Below are 24,247 nucleotides of genomic sequence, written 5' to 3'. Positions count from 1 at the left end.
CCTTGGCAGGCTTGTTGAGAGAAATGTCTGATCATTCGATCAGAAACCACCGCACGCTACCATCGCCGGTGAAGCAGGGGGAGTCCTCAGTCGGATATCTGTCGCCTTCAAGGGTAAAAGAGACGCAGAACCGTAAATGACTCAGGCTATTGAAAGGCCTGAAAAAATAGTCCTGAACCGGCCTCGCTCATGCGCCATAACCGTCTACGCTGATGGCGCAGCGCGACGGCATGGTGTTGATACATGGTTTTCCGAAGCCTCAAACGTTTCAGGCGCTATCACGCCGGGCTTTATCACTGAGGATCTCCATGAAACTGCGTCATTACGCGGACCGGACGCTGTGTGCGTTGCTGGTCATGATGAGTGTGGGCATCTGCCAGGCGGCAGAGCAGCAACGGGTGAACATTGGCTCGTTGAACATGACCGGCGGCAAGATCACGCGCTGCGACTTGGGTTATCGCACTTACGGCACCTTGGCAGAAGACCGCAATAACGTCGTGCTGGTGACCACCTGGCTGGCCGGACGGACGTCTGATCAGGGCGACATGATCGGCCCCGGCAAGTTGGTCGACACCAATCGCTGGTACGTGGTGGCGATGGACGCCATCGGCAACGGCGTGTCTTGCTCTCCGTCCAACAGCACCAGCGCGCCACGCCTGAAATTCCCGCAGTTCGGCATTCGCGACATGGTCAAGGCGCAGCATCGCTTGCTCGCCATGTACTTGGGCATCGATCACGCCCACGCCATCGTCGGCATTTCCATGGGGGGCATGCAGGCCTTGCAGTGGGCGGTGATGTACTCGGACTTCGCCAGCAAGGTGGTGACCATCGTCGGCACGCCACATCCGACCGAACGCGACCTGCAGGCATGGAACGCAGAACTCGCCGCCATCGAGCGCGCGCCCGGCTGGAACGACGGCAACTATGCGCCGGGCACGGCTTTCAAACAGCTCACGGCGGTACATAACGGTTATCTATGGACACCGGAGCGTGCTGCAGCCAAGCCGGCCGGGAACAGGCCTGCGCCTGGCGGCAATGTTCCTGCCTCAACAGGTGGGCAGCCGTTCAGCACGGTCGACTGGTACCGGCAATTGCAGGCGATGACGTCTTTCGACCTTCTGCGTCACGGCGACATGGCCGTGCTGGCCGGGAAAATCAAGGCTCGGCTGCTCATCATCACCTCCGAGCAGGACCGCATGGTGGACCCGGCACCTTCCAAGGCGCTGGCCGCTCAAAAGCGCGCGCAGTTGCTGGTGCTCAACAGCGATTGCGGGCACATGGCGCCGGCGTGTGAGGCGGACAAGGTGAATGAGGCGGTGAAGGCGTTTCTCAAATAGGGCGGCTGCCCCCAAGTTGTCAGCGGTGCACTGGCCAGTACGGCAACCGGCGGCGAGAACCTGCCGCAGACGGCAAACATTGTCGATTGTTGCGGCCAGTTCCGGCTTGACGGGTGGTGTGCAGGCCCGTAGCGGCGGGCCTTTCAGGTGGATCAGGCGGTGTGGCATCGGTTTTGCTGCTGTCGGGGTACATCGGACAACCTGAACAGGAGGTGAAAGATGTTAATCGGCAACAGTGCCATCCAGCAGTTCGTGTCGAAGGCCGTAAGCCATACGCACTACGCCACGGCGGACACGGATGCCTACACCAGCGCCATGGCCGGCGCTGCCACACCCGTGGCGGCGATTGCGAGCAATGGTGAAGGCGCGACGCAAAGCAGTAATGACGGCAAGCAGGGCTATGACGAGTCGTTTGCCAAAATGATGGTGAACCTGAAGGCCGCGGCGGCCAACACGGCGTCGTCGGTGACGGATGATGACAAGGCGGCTGCGGCTGCGGCGTTTGTGTCCAGCGCTGACAAGCAGGTTGCGTCCTCTGACAGCGTCAGCAAGGGCGTCTCCGATGAACTGGCGGCCAATGATGGCGCAGCGGGTTCTGATGGCTCGGGTTCGGTGAAGGATCAGTTTCTGTCCTACATGAACCAGACCGACGCGGAGAAGGTGCGGCAGCGGTTGACGGGCGTCAGCAAGGCGGAATACGACGCCATGAGTCCGGACGAGCAGGCGGCGGTGGACAAGCAGGTGACGGAGCTGCAGAAGCAGAAGATGGATCAGCAGGTCGCTGAGCAGGAGGTGAAGACCAGGATCGCCATGGCCAAGGCGGAGATGGCTTGATTGTTTTTGTTTAGATCAAGGGCGTCTGCCTAAGGGCAGACATTTCGCCTTCGGCGACTTACTTTTGAAAAGCACCAAAAGTAAGCAAAAGTGCCTGCTCTCGGTTGGGCCCTTCCTTCGTCAGGGTTCCTTCACTCCGGTCCCGCTCCGTGGGCCCGCGCCGAACGGACACCCATGTCCTGACGGCGCTCTCGCCGCATCCATGCGGCTCGGCCCACTCCGCGAGACCTCCGTTCAGCCTGCACCAAAGTCGCGATTGGCGGTGTCTGGACTTACTGCGTAGGAAGATCAAAAGCGAAGCAAATGCAGATCAAAGGCTTCCCGGCTAAAGCCGGTCCTACGGTCGGGGTTGCCGCACCCTCATTTCTGATCAGAAGCCGGTCTTACTGACCGCATGCACATTCAGTGTAGGAGCGCGCTTGCCCGCGATGGCGTCCTGTCAGCCACAGATATGCAGCTGACCCACCGCATTCGCGGGCAAGCGCGCTCCTACAGGGGATATTCATCAGGCTGAAGGACATTCCCCGAACACGCAGGCCGCAAATGCGTTTGCCGATCCTGATCGTTCCCACGCTCCGCGTGTTAACACCGCCCCCGACGCTCCGCGTCCCGCAGACGACGCGCATTCAGGCCTGGGGAAGTGACGCGGGGCTTTAGTGGGACCGGCTTTAGCCGGGAAGCCGTTGATCTGCTCTTGATCTGCTCTTGATCTTCATACGCAGAAAGCTCAAACACCACAAAACGCGACTTCGGTGCAGGCTGAACGCAGACGACGCGCAGTGGGCCGAGCGGCATGGATGCCGCGAGAGCGCCGTCAGGACAGGGATGTCCGTTCGGCGCGGGCCCACGGAGTGTCGTCGGAGTGAGGGAACCCGACGAAGTCGGGCCAAACCAGGAGCAAGCACCCTTGGTTACTTGGGGTGCTTTTCCAAGTAACTCGCCGAAGGCGAAACAGTCTGCCCCCAGGCAGACGCCCTTGATCTTGATTTTGCTTTTAAGAGTGCTGGGCGCTAGACCACTTCCGCCCGATAGGGCAAATCCGGCCCTTCACGGGTACAGGTCACCGCCGCCGCCGCCACCGCGAACTCCAGCATTTTCGTCAGCGTCTCGCGATCTACCCCCGCCAAAGCAGAGGGCGCATCCAGGCCCCGCTCCGTCAGAAACGCAATCAGCGCCGCCTGAAACGTATCCCCGGCACCCACGGTATCCACCGTCTCCACCTTGCGCGCCGCCACCGACCACGTGCCCAGCGCCCGCGTAAATATTGTGGCGCCCTGACGCCCGCGGGTCATGATCACCCACTGGCAATTGTCCTTCAGCCAACCCTCGGCAACCGCCGCCGCGTCCTTCTGCGGATACAACAGCTCCAGGTCCTCATCACTGACCTTGATGATGTGCGCCTGCTCGGCAAACTTCGCCACCTGACTGCGCCACAGATCGATGCTCGGCGCCGGGTTCAGGCGCACATTGGGATCGAACGTGATCAACCGCTTGCCGCTTTCCCGCCGCACCAGCGTCAGCAGCGCATCGGCGACCGGCTGCACCACCAGCGAAAACGACCCCACATGCAACCCGCGCACGCTGTCGTCCAGCGTCGGCAGATGCTCGAGGCCCAGCATCCGGTCCGCGCAGCCTTCCCCGCGAAAGCTGTACTGCGGCGAGCCGTCGGGGCCCACGGCGACCATCGACAGGGTGGTGGGCGCGTCGACGTGCACAAGAAAGTCATCGCGCACGCCTTCTTCCGCCAGCACCTTCAACAGGCGCTTGCCCAGGTAATCGCTGGAAATGCCGGCGAAGAAGCCGGCATCGATGCCCAGCCTGCGCAGCCCCACCGCGACGTTGAACGGCGAACCGCCGGCGATGGCCTGATACCCCACTTTGTTGCTTTGTCCGCTGTCCGGCTGACAGAAAAAGTCGAACAGTGCTTCGCCACAGACCAGATACATAGTTGCTCCATAAAGGCCGACGGGGCTGTCCGTCAGAGGCCCTGCAATTGATTGCGATAGTGCTGATAGACAGTTTGATACGCCGCAACGTGTTCGGCCACCGGCCGGGTTTCGCTGGCCGGGTCGAGGCTGACGCACCGCTCGGTCAGTGCTTGCAGCGATTCGCCGCCGCCGCCGCCGCCGCCGCCGTCACCCCCGGCATCGGCGTGAGCATGACACCACGCCGCCTGGATCGCTGCGCCCAGGGCTGCCGCTTCGGTGCCGGTGGTGCAGATGACCGGCGTGTCCATGATGTCGGCGACGATCTGCCGCCAGACTGCGCTTTTGGCGCCGCCACCGATCAGGCGGATGTTATCGCTCTTAATGCCGCTGTCGCGCAACAGGTCCAGGCCGTAACGCAGGCCGAAGGTGGTGCCCTCGACCACCGCGCGGCACAGGTTGGCCTGGGTCAGGTTGGTGCTGTCGAGCCCCAGAATGCTGCCGGTGGCGTGGGGCAGGGCAGGCACCCGCTCGCCGTTGAGGAACGGCAGCATGAGCACGCCATGGGCGCCAATCGGTGAGGACGCGACTGCCGCGTTGAAGGCGCCGATGTCCAGCGCGAACAGCTCACGGATGGCGCTGGTGGCGTTGGTCAGGTTCATGGTGCAAATCAGTGGCAGCCAGCCGCCCGATGAAGAACAGAAAGTCGCCACCGACGGTTGAGCGCTGACATTGCCCGCGTCGGCAAAGGCGTAGACCGTGCCCGACGACCCCAGGCTCATGGTGATCGAGCCCGGCGCGATATTGCCGGTGCCGATGGCGCCCATCATGTTGTCGCCGCCGCCACTGGAAACAAGGGCATTCGGGTTGAGGCCCAGCCGCTCGGCGATCGCGGGAAGAATCCGGCCAACCGGCTGATGCGCCTCGATCAGCTCCGGCAACGCCTTGACCAACCGGCCACTGGGGTCGATGTGCTGAAGAATGTCGAGGTCCCACTCGCGGGTGCGCACGTTGAAATATCCGGTGCCCGACGCATCGCCGAACTCGCTGCAACTGCGGCCGGTCAGCCAGTAATTGAGGTAATCGTGGGGCAGCAGAATCTTGTCGATGCGCGCGAACAGCTCGGGAAACTGCTCTTTGCTCCACAGCAGTTTCGAGACCGTGTAACCCGGCGCAATGGCAATGCCGAGACGTTCCAGCGACCCGGCTTGACCGCCCAGATACGCCAGCAGGCGATCATTCTCGGGCGAAGACTCGGTGTCGCACCACAGCTTGGCCGGGCGCAGCAGCTGGCCTGCTTCATCCAGCATCACCAGGCCATGTTGCTGCCCGGACACGCCGATGGCCTGGATGTCCGCGCCGGACACCCCGGCCTGCTGCAAGGCCGCCGCCGTCGCCTGCTCGAACGCATCGAGCCATTCCTGCACAGCCTGTTCGCGGCGCCCGTTGGCGCCACTGATCATGTGATGGGCGCCCGAGCCTTCGCCCAGTACCTTGCCGCTGACCGCATCCAGAACAATCGCCTTGGTGCCTTGGGTGCCGCAATCGATGCCGAGAAACATGTTCCACCTCAGGCGGTTTTCGCCAACAGGTTTTCCAGGGTTTTGCTGACGCCCAGTTCTTTCAGGCTGTTCAGGTTGTGCTCGAACGATGCCACGAACTCGGCGGACTGTGGAATCGCCGCGCCGAAGATCTCTTCCACTTCAAGCAACCGCTGGGTGATCAGCACGTCATCGGCCACCAGCGCCTTGCAGAAGTCGGCCCGCGGGTCGACCACGGTGTAGGGCACGCCGTTCTCGCCGGTGAAGTCGCCGGTGCGGTTGCCCTGCAGGTACAGCGCCCAGGCCGCGACCACCAGCGAGGCGCGGTCCATGTTGCCTCCGTCGACGATCAGACGATTAATCGTCGGCACGGTGAATTTCGGAAATTTCGACGAGCCGTCGGAGCACACGCGCTCCAACTGGTCGGCAATCGCCTGATTGGAGAAGCGGTCGATCAGGGTCTGTTTGTACTCGGTCAGGTCGATGCCCGGCACCGGCGCCAGTTGCGGGGTGACGTCCAGGTCCATGTAGGTGCGGATGTACTCGACGAACAGCGGGTCGTTCATGGTTTCGTGGACGAAGCGATAACCCTTCAGCGCGCCCAGATAGGTCAGCGCCAGGTGGCTGCCATTGAGCAGCTTGATCTTCATCTCTTCGTACGGAGTCACGTCATCGGTGAACTGCACGCCGACCTTTTCCCAGGCCGGACGGCCGTTGACGAACTTGTCTTCCAGCACCCACTGCACGAAGGGTTCACAGACCACGGGCCAGGCGTCGTCGATGCCTTTCTGGTCGTGCAGTTGCAGACGGTGGGCGGTGCTGGTCATCGGCGTGATGCGGTCGACCATGGCGTTGGGAAAGCTGACGTTTTCAGCGATCCAGTCGTGCAGTTCCGGGTCGCGCAGTCGGGCGAACGCCAGCAGGGCCTTGCGTGTCACCGCGCCGTTGTGCGGCAGGTTATCGCAGGACATCAGGGTGAACGCCGGTGTGCCTTCCGCGCGGCGTCGGGTCAGGGCGGCGCACAGATAGCCGAACACGGTTTTCGGTGTGGCGGGGTGTTCGAGGTCGTACTGGATCTGCGGCAGATGGCTCATGAATTCGCCGGTGCTGTCGTCGATGCAATAGCCGCCTTCGGTGATGGTCAGCGAGACGATGCGGATGTCCGGGCTGGCGAGTTTGTCGATCAGCGCCAGGTCACTGTCGGTGGACATGAGCATCTGGCTCATGGCGCCGATCACGCGGGTTTCGGTGTCCGGTGTGTCGCCCAGCTCGAACAACGTGTAGAGGAAATCCTGGCCCTTCAGCGCGTCGAAGTTGCCGCGGTCTTCCTCGCGCAGGCTGACACCGCAGATGGCCCAGTCCAGGCCTTCGCCGCTGTGTTCGTTTGCCCCGAGAGACATCAGCGCATCGGTGTAAAACGCCTGGTGGGCACGGTGGAAACCGCCGACGCCAATGTGGGCGATGCCCTGGCGACGCTCATCGAGGGAGTAGGCGGGGATGGCGATCCCGGCGCCCAGGTTGGAGAGGTTCTGCTTGTTCAGTTTCATGACGGTGTTCCCGAATGCTGTGGAGTGCGAGGGATCAGGCAGCGGCCTGCAGCGCGCGACGAATGACCTGGCCCTGAGCGTCGAACAGGTGGCAGTGCGCGCTGTTCAGGTGCAGTTTCAGGGTCTCGCCGTACTGGCTGGCCAGGTCACCGCGAATTCGCATGGTCAGCGGCTCGCCGGAGGTGGTGCGCACGTGGCAATAGGTGTCGCTGCCCAGGCGTTCACTGACGTCGGCGATGACGGTCAACTGGCAATCGCCCTCGTTGGCCAGCTCCAGGTGCTCGGGACGAATGCCCAGGGTCACCGAGTCGCCCACGCTCTGCTGAGCATTGGTGAAGGGCAGCAGTACTTTCGTCCCGGCGTCGAGGGTGACTTCACAGGCCGAGGCTTCGACGCCGCTGATGATGCCCTTGAGGAAGCCCATTTTCGGCGTGCCGAGAAAGCCCGCGACGAACAGGTTGGCCGGGTGGTGGTACAGCTCCAGCGGTGAGCCGACCTGTTCGACGCGGCCACCGTTGAGCACGACTACTTTGTCAGCCAGGGTCATGGCTTCGACCTGGTCGTGGGTGACGTAGATCATCGTCGCTTGCAGCTCTTTGTGCAGGCGCGACAGTTCCAGTCGGGTCTGCACGCGCAGGGCGGCGTCGAGGTTGGACAGGGGTTCATCGAACAGGAAGATTTTAGGGTTGCGCACGATCGCGCGACCGATCGCTACCCGTTGGCGTTGACCGCCCGACAGTTGCTTGGGCTTGCGTTCCAGCAGCGGGCCGAGTTCGAGGATGCGCGCGGCTTCATCGACCTTTTTCTTGACCTCGTCCTTTGGCGTGCCGGCCAGGTCCAGGGCGAACGACAGGTTTTTGCCGACGGTCATGTGCGGGTACAGCGCGTAGGTCTGGAACACCATCGCCAGGTCGCGCTTGGCCGGGGTGACTTGGGTGATCTCGCGGCCATCCAGTTCGATGCTGCCGCTGGTCACGTCTTCCAGGCCGGCGATCAGGCGCAGGAGGGTGGATTTGCCGCAGCCCGACGGACCGACGAAGACCACGAATTCACGGTCCTTCACGTCCAGGTCGATGCCTTTGATGATCTGGTGGCCGTCGAAGCCTTTTTGCAGATTTCTGATTGTCAGGTTAGCCATGATGGGCTCCAGTTTTTGTTCTTCAAGAAGGGCCAGATGTTCGGGTGGCCTCAACACCGACCTGTAGGAGCGCGCTTGCCCGCGAACGCGGTAGCTCAAGCGATAAATTCGGCGCTGACACACCGCAATCGCGGGCAAGCGCGCTCCTACAGAGGGCTGCGTTAGTTATTTCACGGCACCAAATGACAGGCCGCGAACCAGTTGTTTCTGGCTGATCCAGCCGAAGATCAGGATCGGCGCGCAGGCCAGGGTCGATACCGCCGACAACTTGGCCCAGAACAAACCCTCAGGGCTCGAATACGAGGCGATCAACGCAGTCAACGGCGCGGCATTCGAGGAGGTCAAATTCAACGACCAGAACGCCTCGTTCCAGCACAGGATCAGCGACAGCAGCGCCGTCGATGCCAGTCCGCCCTTGCAGATCGGGATCAGCACCCGAAAGATTTCCTGGCGCGTGGTGGCGCCGTCCAGCCGCGAGGCTTCGAGAATCTCCCCCGGGATGTCCTTGAAGTAGGTGTAAATCATCCACACCACGATCGGCAGGTTGATCAGCGTGTAGATCACGATCAGCGCGATGCGCGAATCCAGCAGGCCGAAGGTCTTGGCCAGCAGGTAGATCGGCATCAGCACGCCCACCGGCGGCAGCATCTTGGTCGAGAGCATCCACAGCAGCGTGCCCTTGGTCCGTTTGGTTTCGAAAAACGCCATGGAATAGGCCGCCGGCACCGCGATCAGCAGGCACAGGATCGTTGCGCTGAAAGAGATCAGGATCGAGTTCCAGGCGAAGTGGAAGTAGTCACTGCGCTCCTGGATGTGCAGGTAGTTTTCCAGGGTCGGCGTGAAAATGAACTGCGGTGGCGTGGCGAACGCGTCGATCTCGGTCTTGAAGCTGGTCAGGACCATCCAGAAGATCGGGAAGAAAATCAGCGCCGCGATCAGCCACGACAAGGTGCCGAGCAGGGCACTTTGCAGGCGACGGGATTGTTTGAGCGTCATCATGGCCTTGCCCTCAAGACTTGTCGGTGAGGTTTTTGCCGATCATCCGTACCAGGATGATCGCGGCAATGTTGGCGATCACGACGGCAATCAAGCCGCCCGCCGATGCCATGCCCACGTCGAATTGCAGCAGTGCCTGGTTGTAGATCAGGTACGCCAGATTGGTGGAAGCGAAGCCCGGGCCGCCGTTGGTGGTGGTGAAGATTTCGGCGAACACCGAGAGCAGGAAGATCGTTTCGATCATCACCACCACGGCAATCGGGCGCGCCAGGTGCGGCAGGGTCAGGTGCCAGAAAATCGCAATCGGGCCGGCGCCATCCAGACGCGCCGCTTCCTTCTGCTCCTGATCCAGGGACTGCATGGCGGTCATCAGAATCAGGATCGCGAAGGGCAGCCATTGCCACGACACAATGATGATGATCGACAGCATCGGGTAATTGGCCAGCCAGTCCACCGGCTGCGCCCCGAACAGTTTCCAGACCCAGGCGAGGATGCCGGACACCGGGTGGAAAATCAGGTTCTTCCAGATCAGCGCGCTGACCGTCGGCATGATGAAGAACGGCGAGATCAGCAGCACGCGCACGATGCCGCGACCGAAGAACTCACTGGCTTCCAGAAGCGCAGAAATCAGCACGCCGAGGATGACGCTGATGGCCAGCACGCTGCCGACCAGCAACAACGTGTTCATGGCGCCAGGCAGAAAGCCTGCGTCGGTGACGAAAAATTCGAAGTTCTCAAGCCCGACGAATTCGTTTTCGCCGGGGTTGAGCAGGTTGTAGCGGATCAGCGAAAAGTAGATGGTCATGCCCAGCGGCACGATCATCCAGACCAGCAGCAACAGCACCGAGGGGCTGACCAGAAACCAGCCGGGCTTGGTGACGCTGCCTTTGGCGGACGACTTATCGTCGGCCGCGGCGGTGCGCGGGGTGAGGGTAGAGGTGTTCATGTCGACTCCGAACCGGGCAAAAACGTGAGCGTGAACGTGGGCGGCAGGCAATCAGCGCCTGCCGCCTTCAGGCAACGGGTGTCAGCCCTTCTTCGGGTAACCCGCGCGCTTCATCTCACGCTCGGCCACGCTTTGCGCGTTGGTCAGGGCCTGATCCACGGTGGACGTGCCTACCAGTGCCGCCGAGAACTGTTGGCCGACGGAGGTGCCGATCGACTGGAACTCGGGGATGGTCACCAACTGGATGCCGACGTAAGGCACCGGCTTCAGGGTCGGTGATTTAGGCGTCACCGCCTTGAGGGATTCCAGGGTGATGTTGGCGAACGGCGCGGCTTGTTTGTAGGCATCGGTGTAGGTCGATGCGCGGGTGCCTGGCGGCACGTTGGACACGCCGTCTTTCTCGGCCACCAGCGCGGCGTACTCTTTGGACGTCGCCCATTCGGTGAAGGCGCGCGCGTCCTTGTCGTTCTTCGCGCTGGTCGGGATCGCCAGTGCCCACGAGTACAGCCACGCCGAGCCCTTGTCGGTGACTTCATGGGGCGCATAGGTGAAGCCTACGCTGTCGGCGACTTTGCTCTGGGCTTTGTCGGTGACGAACGACCCGGCCACGCTGGCATCCACCCAGATCGCGCACTTCCCGCTGTTGAACAGGGCGAGGTTTTCGTTGAAACCGTTGCTGGAGGCGCCGGGCGGGCCGTCCTTCTTCATCACGTTGGTGTAGAAGGTCAGCGCGTTCTTCCATTCAGGCTGGTCGAATTGCGGCTTCCACTGTTCGTCGAACCAGCGGGCGCCGAACGAGTTGGCGACGGTGGTGATCAGCGCCATGTTCTCGCCCCAGCCGGCCTTGCCGCGCAGGCAGATGCCGTACTGTTCCTTGGACTTGTCGGTCAGCTTGTCGGCGAACTCGGAAATCTGCGTCCAGGTCGGGCGCTCCGGCATGGTCAGGCCGGCTGCCTTGAACAGATCTTTGCGGTAGTAGGTGATCGAGCTTTCTGCATAGAACGGCAGGGCGAAGAGCTTGCCGTCCACCGACAAGCCATCGCGTACCGAAGGAAACACGTCATCCAGCGCGTAGGACGCAGGCAGGTCGTTCATTTCCTTGAGCCAGCCCTTGGCGCCCCAGAGTGAGGCTTCGTACATGCCGATGGTCAACACATCGAACTGGCCGCCTTTGGTGGCAATGTCGGTGGTCAGGCGCTGACGCAGCACGTTCTCTTCCAGCACCACCCACTTGAGCTTGATGTCCTTGTGCTGTTCTTCGAAGGTCTTGGACAGCCGCTGCATGCGGATCATGTCGCTGTTGTTGACGGTGGCGATGGTGACTTCACCGGCAGTGGCGCTGGTGCAAAGGGACAGGAGGGTCAGACAGGTACCGGCAAGGAGAACATTTGCAGAGGTCTTCATTTATCACTCCTCTTCTGCGCCCAGGCGGACGTCAGAAGCTTGGTTATTGTTTTTGTTTCTTCCGGAGGCCAGGAAGAATGTCAGTTGATTACAGCCTTGTGCGCGCGGGTTGACAAATCCTGCGGCGCACTTGAACTGATACTTTTTTGCACTGGGGTTTCCAACGGGCGCGCCGCACAACTGCGCCAGCGCATGGGGCGGGGCAGTTCCAGCGTAGTTGATGGGGGCAAAGGGCAACGAATCAGTACAGGTTTTGTTCGGTCAGGCGCTGTACGGCGAGGCGTCGGTAGTGCGAGGGGGTCATGCCTTTGAGCTTCTGGAAGCGTCGATTGAAGTTGGAGATGTTATTGAAACCCGACTCGAAGCAGACGTCGGTGACCGGCCGGTCGCCATCGGCCAGCAGTTCGCAGGACTTGCTGATGCGCAGGCGGTTGACGAATTCGACAAAGCAGCGGCCGGTGGCCTGCTTGAACACCCGGGAGAAATAGGTCGGCTTCATGCCCAGGTAGTCCGCGACTTCTTCCAGCGGCAGCTCGCGGGCGTAATGGGTGAAGATGTATTCCACGGCCTTGTTGGTGCGCTCCACGGCGTGATCATCTGACAGGTGCGACGCGGTGGTGCCCGACAGCAACTGGAAATCATCACTGGCCGCCAACACTTCCAACAGAATGAAGAAATGCCCCAGGCGCGTCATGCCTGTGGTGTCGGCGATTTTCTGCATCAGTTTCGTGGCTTGGCGGATGGTGCGCTTGCAGCGGAATTCGATGCCGTACTGCGCGCGTTCGAGCAGCGGTGCCAGGGTCTTGAGCTCGGCGAACACCTGATTGCCGCTTTCGAGCAGCTCTTCGGTGAAGTTCACCAGCATGTCACGCTTGGGCACGACCTCGTCTTCCTCGATCTGGCTGATCCAGTTGTGGGGAAGGTTGGGACCGGTGAGAAACAGGGTCTCGGGGTAGAAATTGCCGATGTAATCGCCGACGAAGACCTTGCCGGAACTGGCCACGATCAGGTGCAGCTCGTATTCCTTATGGAAATGCCAGCGCACCAGCGGACAGGGAAACCCGTGCTCGCGGTAGATGATCGACAGCCCGTTGTGGTCATCCATCAGCTCATAGGAAGGGTCGGTGACTCTTGTTGTTTTGGTCATGCGCGTGCCGGTCTGGAGAGTGGCGTGGCAATAATGTGCACTATTTGTTGGGCGGAATACAGATGCGGGCTTTAAACAGATGCAGATGGGCGCGTGGCTTGAGGAGGGCCGGCTTCAGCCGGGAAGAGGCCAGCTTGAACACCCTCAAATTTGTGGAGTGACGTCCAACGCTTTCCCGGCTAAAGCCAGTCCTACAGGTTGAATGCGGTGCTTGGTAGGACCGGCTTCAGCCGGGAAGAGGCCAGTCTGAGCTGCATCAATTCTGCGGAGTGACGTCCAACGCTTTCCCGGCTAAAGCCGGTCCCACTAGGTGATCGCGGGGTTCTGTAGGACCGGCTTCAGCCGCGAAGAGGCCAGCGTGAACACCCTCAAATTTGCGGTGTTACACCCGACGCCTTCCCGGCTAAAGCCAGTCCTACGGGTGTACGCGGTGTTTTCAGTGGGACCGGCTCCAGCCGGGAAGACGCCAGTCTGAGCTGCATCAATTCTGCGGAGTGACGTCCAACGCTTTCCCGGCTAAAGCCAGTCCTACAGGTTGAATGCGGTGCTTGGTAGGACCGGCTTCAGCCGGGAAGAGGCTAGCTTGAACACCCTCCAATTTGCGGTGTGACACCCGACGCTTTCCCGGCTAAAGCCAGTCCTACGGGTGTACGCGGTGTTTTCAGTAGGACCGGCTTCAGCCGGGAAGAGGCCGGTTTGAACACCCTCCAATTTGCGGTGTGACACCCGACGCTTTCCCGGCTAAAGCCAGTCCTACGGGTGTACGCGGTGTTTTCAGTGGGACCGGCTTCAGCCGTGAAGAGGCCAGTCTAAGCACCATCAATTCTGCGGAGTAATGCTCATCTGGCCGTGGACTAACTACACCCATCAACAACCCGATACGCTTATGCACCTTCCGCAAACGCCTCCAGAGAGTCGTCACCCCATGAAAACAATCCTCGTGATCGGCATCGGTGCGGGCAATCCCGAGCACATCACCGTTCAGGCGATCAAGGCGCTGAACCGCACCCAGGTGTTTTTCATCCTCGACAAGGGTTACGCCAATGATGACCTGCTGGCGTTGCGCCGGGACATCTGCGAGCGCTACATCGAGGGGCATGACTATCGTCTGGTGCAGGTAAGCGATCCCAGGCGCAGGGACGATTCGCCGTCTTACCGCAGCGGGATCGAACACTGGCACGAGCAGCGCGCCGTGTTGTTCGAACAACTGATCGCCGATGAAATAAACCCAGGCGAAACCGGCGCATTTCTGGTGTGGGGCGATCCGGCGCTGTACGACAGCACAATGCGGATTCTCGATCAGGTGCTCGCCCGCGGTCGCGAGTCATTCGCCTACGACGTCATCCCCGGCATCACCAGCGTGCAGGCGCTGGCGGCCGGGCATCGCATCGGCCTGAACCGCATCGGCGAGCCGATCCACATCACCACCGGCCGGGAGCTTGCAGCGCAGCAGCGCGAGCAGATCAGCAACAGCGTGGTGATGCTGGACGCCCATTGCACCTTCGAGCGGTTCGTCGATCAGGATTTGCACATCTATTGGGGCGCTTATCTGGGCACTCCTGACGAGATGCTGATATCAGGCCCGCTGCACGAAGTCAGCGCGCAGATACGTCAGGCCCGTGAAACGGGGCGGGCACAGAAAGGCTGGATCATGGATACCTATCTGCTGCGCCGCGCCGTGCGCTAAACAAAACGCATCAGGCATTTTTGTTCTTGGCTTCGATCCACTGGGACATGTACTGGGTGCTCTTGTGCTGATGGTGGCGAAGCATGGCGCCGGTGAAGTTGGCCGTGCGATGGGCCTGAAGGGAGTCCCGCAGCGCGAGGATGCGTTCAATCAGCACGGCGCAATGGCGTTCATGGCCAAAGCGCGCCGGCAGCAGTTGCCAGCCATCCCGTTGCGCCTGCTCCCAGCGCACCTGATCGGTGTAAAGGTTGACTGCCGCGTCCGCCAACCCTTGCGCATCAGAGGCCACGGCGCCGGGAAACGCCAGTTCGCCGTGCATGGCCTCGGCGCCGATGGGCGTGGTGACAGTTGGCGTGCCGCAGATCATGGCATCGATGATCTTGCCCTTGATCCCCGCGCCGAAACGCAGCGGCGCCAGGGAAACCCGCGCCGCACCCATCACCGCCAGCGCGTCTTGCGCCCAGTTCATGATGTGAAACCCCTGGGCAGCGTTATGCAGCGCAGCGGCCTTGGGCGGCGTATACGCGCCGTACACATGAACCTGAGCGGCGGGCAATTGCGCGCGAATCAGCGGCCAGACGGTGTTTTTCAGCCACAGCACGGCATCCCAGTTCGGCGCATGGCGAAAGTTGCCGATGGTGATGAAGTGCGCCCGGTCTTCGAAACTACGCGGGCTATCGGGCGCCTCGCCCGGCTCTCGTACCAGCAGCGGGACCCAATGGAGCTGAGCAGCGGGCACCGAAAATGCCTGGGTCAGCAGGTCGATTTCGACGTCGGACACCATCAGGCTCAGGTCACTGCGGTGGATCGCGGCGATTTCGCGCTGGGCCAGATCAGTGGTCGCCATTCGGGTGAACAGCTGATCCCGAGGCATCTGAAAGTAATCAGTCAGGTCAGCATCTGGCTTGCCGTCGAGCCGTTCCTTGACCGCCTGGTGACGGGCATGGCGCAGGCTCTGCAGGTCGGAACTTTCAAGCAGGCGAAGCGCGTTGGGGCAGTGCTTTTCCACCCGCCAGCCGAACTGCTCTTCCATCAGAAACTGGTCGAACAGCACCACGTCGGGCTTCAGTTCACCGATGAAAGCGTCAAAACTGCTGTGATTGAGGGCGATGGTGACTTCAGCGATGCCCAGCTTGGCCAGGTCGGCCTTGTGCTCGCCCTCGGTGGCGGCGCTGGCGAAGGTGATCTGCCAGCCCTGCCCAAGGAAACAGTCGATCAGTTGCATGACATGCCCGCTGGCCGCCGACGATCGCGGCTCGGGCCAGACGTAGCCAATGATCAGCACATGGATCGAGGATCGCTGCGCCCGTTGCTCAGTTGCCAAGAATGCCCTTGACCTTGTCGCGCAGCTGGTCGATGGAAAACGGCTTGCCGATGTTATGCATGCCCGCTGGCACGTCAACGGAGTCCGCGTAGCCACTGGCGAACAGCACCGGAATGTCCGGGCGGATCGCGCGCGCCTCCACTGCGAGGTCCTTACCGTTCATGTCCGGCAGGCCCAGGTCAGTCATCATCAGGTCGATGGTCTGGCCAGCGTTGTTCAGAACCGCAAGGGCCTCGGCGGCGTCGGCAGCTTCCAGCACTGTGTAGTCAAGCTCTTCGAGGACGTCGACAATCAACATCCGGACGATGTTGTCATCTTCGACCACCAGAATCGTGCGGGGTGAATCGGACATGGCAAGTTCCTTAATTGGGCAGGGAGCGCATCGCACGGCATGGGGCAATACAGCGTTTCGCTGGGGGCGCAATTGTGACAAGTTCTTCGCCGCAACAACACGATTCAATTGAGTGTAGTGGCTTTTAGATTGCACTCAAATGTACAGTGCGCACCCGAATGGTCTCGATCTATTGTCAGAAAATTCAACCTTGTGCGTCTGAAGCTGGAGTTTTTGCCGAGGTTTGCGGCAAACTCCGTCGTTTAGACGAACCCGCCTGAGCCCCCGCGATGATCACCAACTCTGCAGTCGATGAGCAACGTTTCCGCAAACTGTTAAGCCGCAACGTCAGTTTACCTCTGGCCGTCGGCGTGCTGAGTGCGGCTTTCTTCGTCATTCTGATTTCCTACCTGTTGTCGGCGATCCAGTGGGTCGAGCACACCGACCGGGTGATCAACAACATCAATCGCTCGCTCAAGCTGTCGGTGGACATGGAAACCGGGATGCGCGGCTTCCTGCTGACCGGCGACGAGCGTTTTCTCGACCCCTATGAAGTGGCGAAGCCGGCCATCAGCACAGAGCTCCAGGGCCTCGAAGAACTGGTCGCGGACAACCCGCCCCAGGTTGACCGATTCAAGCGACTCGCGGCGCTGCAGTCGGCGTGGAACGACTTTGCCCAGGAGATGATCACTCTGCGGCGCAGCGGTGGCGACTACCAGACGCCGATCAAGGACCGTCGCGGCAAGCGCCTGTCCGACGAGATACGCGAGGAGTACGACCAGGCCGCCACCGTCGAGCATCAACTGCGTATGTCGCGTAATACCGACGTGACGCACACCACGGTCCTGTCAGTGTCGCTGTACATTACCTTCGTGCTGATCGTCAGCGGGATTCTTGCCTGGGTCGGGCGTCGAGACATGACCACGTTGTCCGACACCTACGCTGCCAACCTCAGGGCCCAGCAGCTGGACGCCGAACGCTTGTCCCACGTCGCCTGGCTGCGCAACGGTCAGAGCGAACTGGCCGAGCAGGTCATCGGCCAGCTCACCCTCAATCTGCTGGGCCGCAACGTGCTGCATTTCTTCGCTCAATACCTGGGCGCGGTGGTGGCCGCAGTGTATGTGCGTCAGGAACACGGCGGGCTGGTACGCGTGGCTTCCTATGGCTTTTCCCGGGAGCAGGAACAGCACGAGCAGTCGATCTACAGCGGTGAGGGCGTGGTCGGCAAAGCCGCCGAGCAGGATCAGATCATCACTCTGGACAACGTCCCTCAGGACTACTTCAAAGTGACGTCCGGCCTGGGCGAAGGCTCACCGCGCAGCGTCGTGGTGGTACCGACCAGCAATGATGACCACGTCAACGGCGTGATCGAACTGGGCTTTCTGCGCGAATTGACGCCCCGCGACCTGGAGTTTCTTGAACTGGTGGCCGAGAACGTCGGCACGTCCATCGAGGCGGCGCGCTACCGTCAACGCTTGCAGGAAGTGCTCGCCGAAACACAGCAGCTCAACGAAGAGCTTCAGGTGCAGCAGGAAGAACTGCGCACCGCCAACGAAGAGCTGGAAGAGCAGTCGCGGATTCTCAAGGAATCCCAGGCGCATCTTGAAACCCAGCAGGCAGAACTTGAGCAGACCAACGAGCAGTTGGCCGAGCAGGGCAAGGCGCTGGCTGACCAGCGTGACGCGCTGGACCGCAATAACGAAGAATTGCACATCGCCCAGATTGAGCTGGAAGCCCGCGCCGACGAGTTGCAGCGCTCCAGCAAATACAAATCCGAATTCCTCGCCAACATGTCCCACGAGCTGCGCACGCCGCTCAACAGTTCGCTGATTCTGGCCAAGCTGCTGTCGGAAAATCCCCAGGACAACCTCACCGCTGAACAGGTCAAGTTCGCCGAGTCGATTTACTCGGCCGGCAATGACCTGCTCAATTTGATCAACGACATTCTGGATATTTCCAAGGTCGAGGCCGGCAAGCTGGACATGCGCCCGGAGAACAGCAGTGTCAGCCGTCTGGTGGACGGCCTGCGCATGACGTTCCAGCCGCTGGCATCCGAGAAGAAGCTGGAATTCTCGGTGGAAATTCAGTCGGGCACGCCGGTGTCCCTTTACACCGATCGCCAGCGCCTGGAGCAGATCCTCAAGAACCTGCTGTCCAACGCGATCAAGTTCACCGAAAGCGGCGCCGTGAGCCTGACCGTTTCCCGTCAGCCCGGCGAGGGCGTGGCCTTCACCGTTCGCGATTCCGGCATCGGCATCGCCGAAGAGCAGCAGGAAAGCATTTTCGAAGCGTTCCGTCAGGCCGATGGCACCACCAATCGCCGCTACGGCGGCACCGGTCTGGGCCTGTCGATTTCCCGCGATCTGGCACGCCTGCTGGGCGGCTCGATCAGCGTCACCAGCGCGCCGGGTCAGGGCAGCATTTTCACCCTGGTGGTGCCGGAAGAATACGTCGAGCTGGAGCCTTCGCAGTACGCCGATGCGCCCGTGGTTGCCGTGCAGCCTGCGCCGGTTGCGTCCCGCATCACGCCGCCGACGCCAGTGGCCGCCAAGGCTGCACCGCCTGCAGAGCCGATTCCGCGTTTCGCCGATGACCGTGAAAAGGCACCGTTCACCAAGCGCTGCATTTTGGTGATCGAAGACGAGGTGCGCTTTGCCCACATCCTCTATGACTTGGCCCATGAACTTGGCTACAACTGCCTGGTGGCCCACGCTGCGGACGAGGGCTTCGATCTGGCGTCCTCTTTCGTGCCGGACGCCGTCCTGCTGGACATGCGCCTGCCGGACCATTCCGGTCTCACCGTTCTGCAACGCCTCAAAGAGCTGCCGAGCACCCGGCACATTCCGGTGCACGTGATTTCCGTCGAAGACCGTCAGGAAGCCGCGCTGCAAATGGGCGCCATCGGTTATGCGGTGAAGCCGACCACCCGCGAAGAGCTCAAGGACGTTTTCGCCCGCCTCGAAGCCAAGCTCACGCAGAAGGTCAAACGCATCCTGCTGGTCGAAGACGATGCCTTGCAGCGTGACAGCATCGCGCGGCTGATCGGCGACGACGACATCGAGATCACGGCGGTGGGCTTCGCTCAGGACGCCCTTGATCTGCTGCGCGACAACGCCTACGACTGCATGATCATCGACCTGAAACTGCCGGACATGCTCGGCAACGAGTTGCTCAAGCGCATGTCCACCGACGAGATCTGCGCGTTCCCGCCGGTCATCGTCTACACCGGCCGCAACCTGACCCGTGACGAAGAAGCCGAGCTGCTGCGCTACTCGCGGACCATCATTATCAAAGGTGCGCGTTCGCCGGAGCGCCTGCTCGATGAGGTGACGCTGTTCCTGCACAAGGTCGAATCGCAGCTGTCGAACGAGCGCCAGAAGATGCTCAAGACCGCGCGCAGTCGCGACCGCGTGTTCGAGGGCCGCAAGATCCTGGTGGTGGACGACGACGTGCGCAACATCTTCGCCCTGACCAGCGCGCTGGAGCACAAAGGCGCGATCGTCGAGGTCGGGCGCAACGGCCTGGAAGCAATCGAGAAGCTCAACACCGTGGATGACATCGATCTGGTGCTGATGGACGTGATGATGCCGGAAATGGACGGCTATGAAGCCACCATTGAGATCCGCAAGAACCCGCGGTGGCGCAAGCTGCCGATCATCGCGGTGACCGCCAAGGCCATGAAAGATGACCAGGATCGCTGCCTGCAGGCCGGCTCCAACGACTACCTGGCCAAACCGATCGATCTGGACCGGCTGTTCTCGCTGATTCGCGTGTGGCTGCCGAAGATGGAACGTATCTGAGTGGATCGGATCAATTGACCGCCCGTTGCCCGACCCAGAGTGTTGCCGATGCCTGAACGAGACGCCGATATCGAGTTGCGCTTGCTGATTGAAGCGATCTACTTGAAGTACAGCTACGATTTCCGCGATTACTCAGGCGCGTCGGTGAAACGACGGGTCACCCACGCGTTGCGTCAGTTTGAACTCAAGACCATTTCCGCGTTGCAGGAGCGCGTGCTGCATGACCCTTCGGCGTTCATGCAGCTGCTGCAGTTCCTGACGATTCCGGTCAGCGAGATGTTCCGCGACCCGACGCACTTCCTGGCCATCCGCGAAGAAGTCGTGCCGCTGCTCAAGACCTACCCGTCGGTGAAAATCTGGATTGCCGGGTGCAGCACCGGGGAGGAGGTCTACTCGATGGCCATCCTGCTGCGCGAGGAAGGCCTGCTTGAGCGCACGATCATCTACGCGACTGACATCAACCCCCATTCTCTGGAGAAGGCCAAACAAGGCATCTTCTCCATGGAGAACATGCGTGGCTATAACGAGAACTACCTGAAGGCCGGTGGCAAACGGCTGTTCTCGGAGTACTACACCGCCGCCTACGATTACGCGATTTTCGACAAGACCCTTCGAGAGAATGTCACCTTCGCCGATCACAGTCTGGCGACGGACAGTGTGTTCTCCGAGACCCAGTTGATTTCCTGCCGGAACGTGCTGATCTATTTCAACAAGAAGCTGCAGGACCGCGCCTTCGGGCTGTTTCACGAGTCCCTGTGCCACCGCGGATTCCTCGTGCTGGGCAGCAAGGAAACACTGGATTTTTCCGCCTACAAAAACCAGTTCGACCCGCTGGTCAAACTTGAGCGGATCTACCGCAAATCATGAGAACGTCGTTTCCTGGCACCCCCCCGGAGCCGTGCGCGTTGCCGGCGGTGGACGCGATTGTGGTCGGCGCATCGGCCGGCGGGGTCGAAGCGCTGCTGAAGATTTTCCGTACGCTGCCCAGGGGCTATCGGCTGCCAATCCTGGCGGTACTCCACGTGCCGGATCAGCGTCGGAGCCAGTTGGCCGAGGTCTTTGCCGTGAACCTGGCGATACCGGTCAAGGAAGCGGACGATAAAGAAACCATTAAACCGGGCACGCTGTACTTCGCCGGGCCGGGCTACCACCTGTCGATCGAGAACGATCTGAGCCTGTCGCTGAGTCAGGAGGAGCGGGTGCATCATTCGCGCCCGAGCATCGACATCCTGTTCGACTCGGCCGCAGACGCCTATGGTGACCGACTGGCCGGCGTGTTGCTGACCGGTGCCAACAGCGATGGCGCGCGCGGCATTGCACGAATCAAGGAGTACGGTGGTCTCACCGTGGTCCAGGACCCGGCCCAGGCCCTCGCGCGGGCCATGCCCGAAGCGGCGCTTGCCCTTCATACGCCGGATTTTCTACTGCCTTTGCCCGACATTGGGTCCTTGCTTGTCGAGCTGGAACGAATTGCATGCTGAGTGAAATCAAAGCCAAACTGCTGATCGTGGATGATCTGCCGGAGAACCTGCTCGCGCTCGAAGCGTTGATCAAGCGTGAGGACCGTCAGGTGTTCAAGGCGTTGTCTGCGGACGAGGCGTTGTCGTTGCTGCTCGAGCACGAGTTTGCGATGGCGATTCTCGACGTGCAGATGCCAGGGATGAACGGCTTCGAACTTGCCGAGCTGATGCGCAGTACCGAGAAGACCAAGAACATCCCCATTGTCTTCGTCAGTGCCGCCGGGCGTGAGCTGAATTACGCGTTCAAGGGCTACGAAAGCGGTGCGGTGGATTTCCTGCACAAGCCCCTCGATATTCATGCGGTGAAGAGCAAGGTCAACGTCTTTGTCGACTTGTATCGCCAGCGCAAGGCCCTGAAGCAGCAGCTTGAAGAGCTTGAACGCAGCCGCGCGGAGCAGGAAGCCCTGATGCGCGAGCTGAAGTCGACCCAGAGCGAGCTGGAGCGTGCGATCCGTATGCGCGATGACTTCATGTCGATCGTCTCCCACGAGGTCCGCACGCCGCTCAATGGGCTGATTCTCGAAACCCAGCTGCGCAAGCTGCACCTGGCCAAGGACAATGCGTCGGCGTTCACCATGGAAAAACTCCGGGCCATGGTGGACCGCGATGAGCGGCAGATCCAGAGCCTGATCCGGCTGATCGAGGACATGCTCGACGTGTCGCGGATTCGGACGGGCAAGTTGTCGATCCGTACCAGTCCATTCGATTTGTCGGAGCTGGTGGTCAATCTGGTGGAAAGCTATTCCGCGCAGATTGCCGCCGCCGGCAGCGCGGTGACGTTGCAGGCCACGACGCCGGTGATTGGCGTGTGGGATGAGTTTCGCATCGAGCAGGTGGTGGCGAATCTGTTGACCAATGCGTTGCGCTACGGGGCACGCAAGCCGATCGAGTTGCGGGTGTACAGCGAGGCCGGCGAGGCGCGGGTCGAGGTGCGCGATCACGGGATCGGGATCAGCGCGGAAAACCAGAAGCGCATTTTTCAGCAGTTCGAGCGAGTCGCGGCGAGTCATGCGGTGGCGGGGCTTGGGTTGGGGCTGTTTATCTCCGATCAGATTGTCAGTGCTCATGGCGGGCGGATCAGTGTCGAGAGCGAAGAAGGGGCGGGGTCGATGTTCAGGGTATCGCTGCCGCTCTGACCGGTTACCGGTTTCGCTGAGTAAATGCAGATCCAGATCAAGAGCGTCCGCCTAACGGCAGACATTTCGCCTTCGGCGAGTTACTTGGAAAAGCACCCCAAGTAACCAAGGGTGCTTGCTCCTGGTTGGGTTCCTCCTTCGTCGGAATACCTTCACTCCGGTCCCGCTCCGTGGGCCCGCGCCGAACGGACATCCATGTCCCGACGGCGCGCTCGCCGCATCCATGCGGCTCGGCCCACTCCGCGGAACCTACGTTCAGCCTGCACCCAAGTCGCGATTGGCGGTGACTGAGCCTTTTGTGTATGAAGATCAAAAGCAAAGCAGAGCAAAGCAGGGCAAAGCAGAGCAGAGCAGAGCAGAGCAGAGCAGAGCAGAGCAGAGCAGAGCAGAGCAGAGCAGAGCAGATCAAAAGCTTCCCGGCTAAAGCCGGTCCTACAATCGAGGTCACCGCCAATTCCACTGGACGCCTGGGATGCCTCTGTAGGACCGGCTTTAGCCGGGAAGAGGCCAGCCCAGGCGCCAACCATTTTGATCGTGCCCACGCTATGCGTGGGCACGCATCCGAGGACGCTCCGCGTCCATTCCCGGCTAAAGCCAGTCCCACATGAACACTGCGGCCAGCCAAGGTCTGTAGGAGCCGGCTTGCTGGCGAATGCGGTGGGTCAGTCGACATCTTCGTTTCAGATCCCCCGAGTTCGCCAGCAAGCCGGCTCCTACAGCGAATGCGCATGCAGTCAGTGGGACCGGCTTCAGCCGGGAAGCAGTTGACCTGCATCTGCCTTTGATCTGCTTTTGATCTGCTTTTGATCTTCCTACACAAGTAGCCCAGTCACCCCCAAACGCGACTTGGGTGCAGGCTGAACGCAGACGACGCGCAGTGGGTCGAGCCGCATGGATGCGGCGAGAGCGCCGTCAGGACATGGATGTCCGTTCGGCGCGGGCCCACGGAGCGTCGTCGGAGTGAAGGAACCCTGACGAAGGAAGGGCCCAACCAGGAGCAGGCACTTTTGGTTACTTTTAGTGCTTTTTAAAAGTAACTCGCCGAAGGCGAAACCGTTCTGCCGTTAGGCAGAATCCTCTCAGCCGCACCACCCGCTCGCGATAGACACCGTCAAACGGGCCTTCAATCAAATAACTGATCACTCCGCGCAACCTCCAGCCCGGGCCATGGTCGTAATGGCAGCTATCTATAAGATCAAAGGCGTTCAAATGAGCTCTGATGCAGAAAATGTCGTACTCATCGTCGAAGACGAGCCGCTCATTCTGATGCTGCTGTCCGACTACCTGTCGGGCGAAGGCTATCGGGTGTTGCAGGCGGAGAACGGGGAGCAGGCATTCGAAATTCTTGCCACCAAACCCCACCTCGATTTGATGATCACCGATTACCGTCTGCCCGGCGGTGTATCCGGCGTGATGATTGCCGAGCCGGCCGTCAAGCTGCGACCCGAGCTCAAGGTGATCTTCATCAGTGGCTACCCGGCAGAGATCGTTGATTGCGGTAGCCCGATCACCAAAAAGGCGCCGATCCTGGCCAAGCCGTTCACCATGGAAACGCTGCATTCGCAGATTCAAACCCTGCTCAACTGATCCCTCCAGAAAACAAAAAAGCCGGCAATCGCCGGCTTTTGTTTGAG

Annotated in this window: 18 protein-coding genes; 8 read left to right on the top strand and 10 right to left on the bottom strand. The window is 61.0% G+C overall.

Annotated features, from left to right (window positions below; genetic code table 11):
• Nucleotides 1-308: 308 nt before the first annotated feature.
• Complete coding sequence (locus EC919_RS03860; RefSeq protein ID WP_166650481.1) at nt 309-1,337, top strand: alpha/beta fold hydrolase; 1,029 nt, start codon at nt 309-311, stop codon at nt 1,335-1,337.
• A gap of 219 nt (nt 1,338-1,556) precedes the next feature.
• On the top strand, nt 1,557-2,171 hold the full coding sequence (locus EC919_RS03855) for a hypothetical protein (protein ID WP_133771378.1): 615 nt from the start codon (nt 1,557-1,559) through the stop codon (nt 2,169-2,171).
• Nucleotides 2,172-3,181: 1,010 nt separating this feature from the next.
• On the opposite strand, the gene EC919_RS03850 is transcribed toward EC919_RS03855, so the two are convergent.
• The 8 genes from EC919_RS03850 to EC919_RS03815 form a co-directional block, all read right to left on the bottom strand.
• Nucleotides 3,182-4,117, bottom strand: a complete 936-nt coding sequence (locus tag EC919_RS03850; protein ID WP_133771376.1) for a carbohydrate kinase family protein — start codon at nt 4,115-4,117, stop codon at nt 3,182-3,184.
• Nucleotides 4,118-4,149: 32 nt separating this feature from the next.
• Complete coding sequence (xylB, locus tag EC919_RS03845; RefSeq protein WP_133771374.1) at nt 4,150-5,658, bottom strand: xylulokinase; 1,509 nt, start codon at nt 5,656-5,658, stop codon at nt 4,150-4,152.
• 8 nt (nt 5,659-5,666) lie between these two features.
• Nucleotides 5,667-7,184, bottom strand: coding sequence for a mannitol dehydrogenase family protein (locus EC919_RS03840; RefSeq protein WP_133771372.1), 1,518 nt, complete (start codon nt 7,182-7,184; stop codon nt 5,667-5,669).
• Between the two features lie 34 nt (nt 7,185-7,218).
• Nucleotides 7,219-8,322 (bottom strand): ABC transporter ATP-binding protein, encoded by a 1,104-nt coding sequence (locus EC919_RS03835; RefSeq protein WP_133771370.1) that lies wholly within the window; start codon nt 8,320-8,322, stop codon nt 7,219-7,221.
• Nucleotides 8,323-8,487: 165 nt separating this feature from the next.
• Nucleotides 8,488-9,321, bottom strand: a complete 834-nt coding sequence (locus tag EC919_RS03830; protein WP_065991391.1) for a carbohydrate ABC transporter permease — start codon at nt 9,319-9,321, stop codon at nt 8,488-8,490.
• 10 nt (nt 9,322-9,331) lie between these two features.
• Nucleotides 9,332-10,264: a carbohydrate ABC transporter permease gene (locus tag EC919_RS03825; protein ID WP_133771368.1), complete on the bottom strand. Its 933-nt coding sequence runs from the start codon at nt 10,262-10,264 to the stop codon at nt 9,332-9,334.
• A gap of 81 nt (nt 10,265-10,345) precedes the next feature.
• Nucleotides 10,346-11,668: an ABC transporter substrate-binding protein gene (locus EC919_RS03820; RefSeq protein WP_133771366.1), complete on the bottom strand. Its 1,323-nt coding sequence runs from the start codon at nt 11,666-11,668 to the stop codon at nt 10,346-10,348.
• Nucleotides 11,669-11,909: 241 nt separating this feature from the next.
• On the bottom strand, nt 11,910-12,815 hold the full coding sequence (locus tag EC919_RS03815) for an AraC family transcriptional regulator (RefSeq protein ID WP_133771364.1): 906 nt from the start codon (nt 12,813-12,815) through the stop codon (nt 11,910-11,912).
• A gap of 925 nt (nt 12,816-13,740) precedes the next feature.
• Between EC919_RS03815 and cobF the strand changes: the two genes are divergently transcribed.
• Nucleotides 13,741-14,502, top strand: a complete 762-nt coding sequence (cobF, locus tag EC919_RS03810; RefSeq protein ID WP_133771362.1) for a precorrin-6A synthase (deacetylating) — start codon at nt 13,741-13,743, stop codon at nt 14,500-14,502.
• A gap of 10 nt (nt 14,503-14,512) precedes the next feature.
• Here the strand turns inward: cobF and EC919_RS03805 are convergent, their stop codons facing one another.
• Both EC919_RS03805 and EC919_RS03800 read right to left on the bottom strand, forming a co-directional pair.
• Nucleotides 14,513-15,826: a glycosyltransferase gene (locus tag EC919_RS03805; RefSeq protein WP_243842200.1), complete on the bottom strand. Its 1,314-nt coding sequence runs from the start codon at nt 15,824-15,826 to the stop codon at nt 14,513-14,515.
• On the bottom strand, nt 15,816-16,178 hold the full coding sequence (locus EC919_RS03800; RefSeq protein ID WP_133771360.1) for a response regulator: 363 nt from the start codon (nt 16,176-16,178) through the stop codon (nt 15,816-15,818). The genes EC919_RS03805 and EC919_RS03800 overlap by 11 nt, the downstream gene beginning before the upstream one ends.
• A 269-nt stretch (nt 16,179-16,447) precedes the next feature.
• Between EC919_RS03800 and EC919_RS03795 the strand changes: the two genes are divergently transcribed.
• The 5 genes from EC919_RS03795 to EC919_RS03770 all read left to right on the top strand — a co-directional run bounded on the left by EC919_RS03795 (nt 16,448) and on the right by EC919_RS03770 (nt 24,200).
• Nucleotides 16,448-19,957, top strand: coding sequence for a response regulator (locus EC919_RS03795; protein ID WP_133771358.1), 3,510 nt, complete (start codon nt 16,448-16,450; stop codon nt 19,955-19,957).
• Nucleotides 19,958-20,005: 48 nt separating this feature from the next.
• Nucleotides 20,006-20,824, top strand: coding sequence for a CheR family methyltransferase (locus EC919_RS03790; protein WP_133771356.1), 819 nt, complete (start codon nt 20,006-20,008; stop codon nt 20,822-20,824).
• Nucleotides 20,821-21,438, top strand: coding sequence for a chemotaxis protein CheB (locus EC919_RS03785; protein ID WP_133771353.1), 618 nt, complete (start codon nt 20,821-20,823; stop codon nt 21,436-21,438). The genes EC919_RS03790 and EC919_RS03785 overlap by 4 nt, the downstream gene beginning before the upstream one ends.
• A complete protein-coding gene (locus tag EC919_RS03780; RefSeq protein WP_133771351.1) occupies nt 21,432-22,613 on the top strand; it encodes a hybrid sensor histidine kinase/response regulator in 1,182 nt (393 codons plus the stop codon). The genes EC919_RS03785 and EC919_RS03780 overlap by 7 nt, the downstream gene beginning before the upstream one ends.
• A gap of 1,209 nt (nt 22,614-23,822) precedes the next feature.
• Nucleotides 23,823-24,200, top strand: a complete 378-nt coding sequence (locus EC919_RS03770) for a response regulator (RefSeq protein ID WP_074885442.1) — start codon at nt 23,823-23,825, stop codon at nt 24,198-24,200.
• The last annotated feature ends 47 nt before the right edge of the window (nt 24,201-24,247 follow it).

It is taken from the genome of Pseudomonas graminis (assembly GCF_004364335.1).
Classification (GTDB): Bacteria; Pseudomonadota; Gammaproteobacteria; order Pseudomonadales; family Pseudomonadaceae; genus Aquipseudomonas; species Aquipseudomonas graminis_D.
The sequence above is the reverse complement of the archived record's forward strand: the minus strand, read 5'-3'. Positions and strand labels throughout refer to the sequence as shown.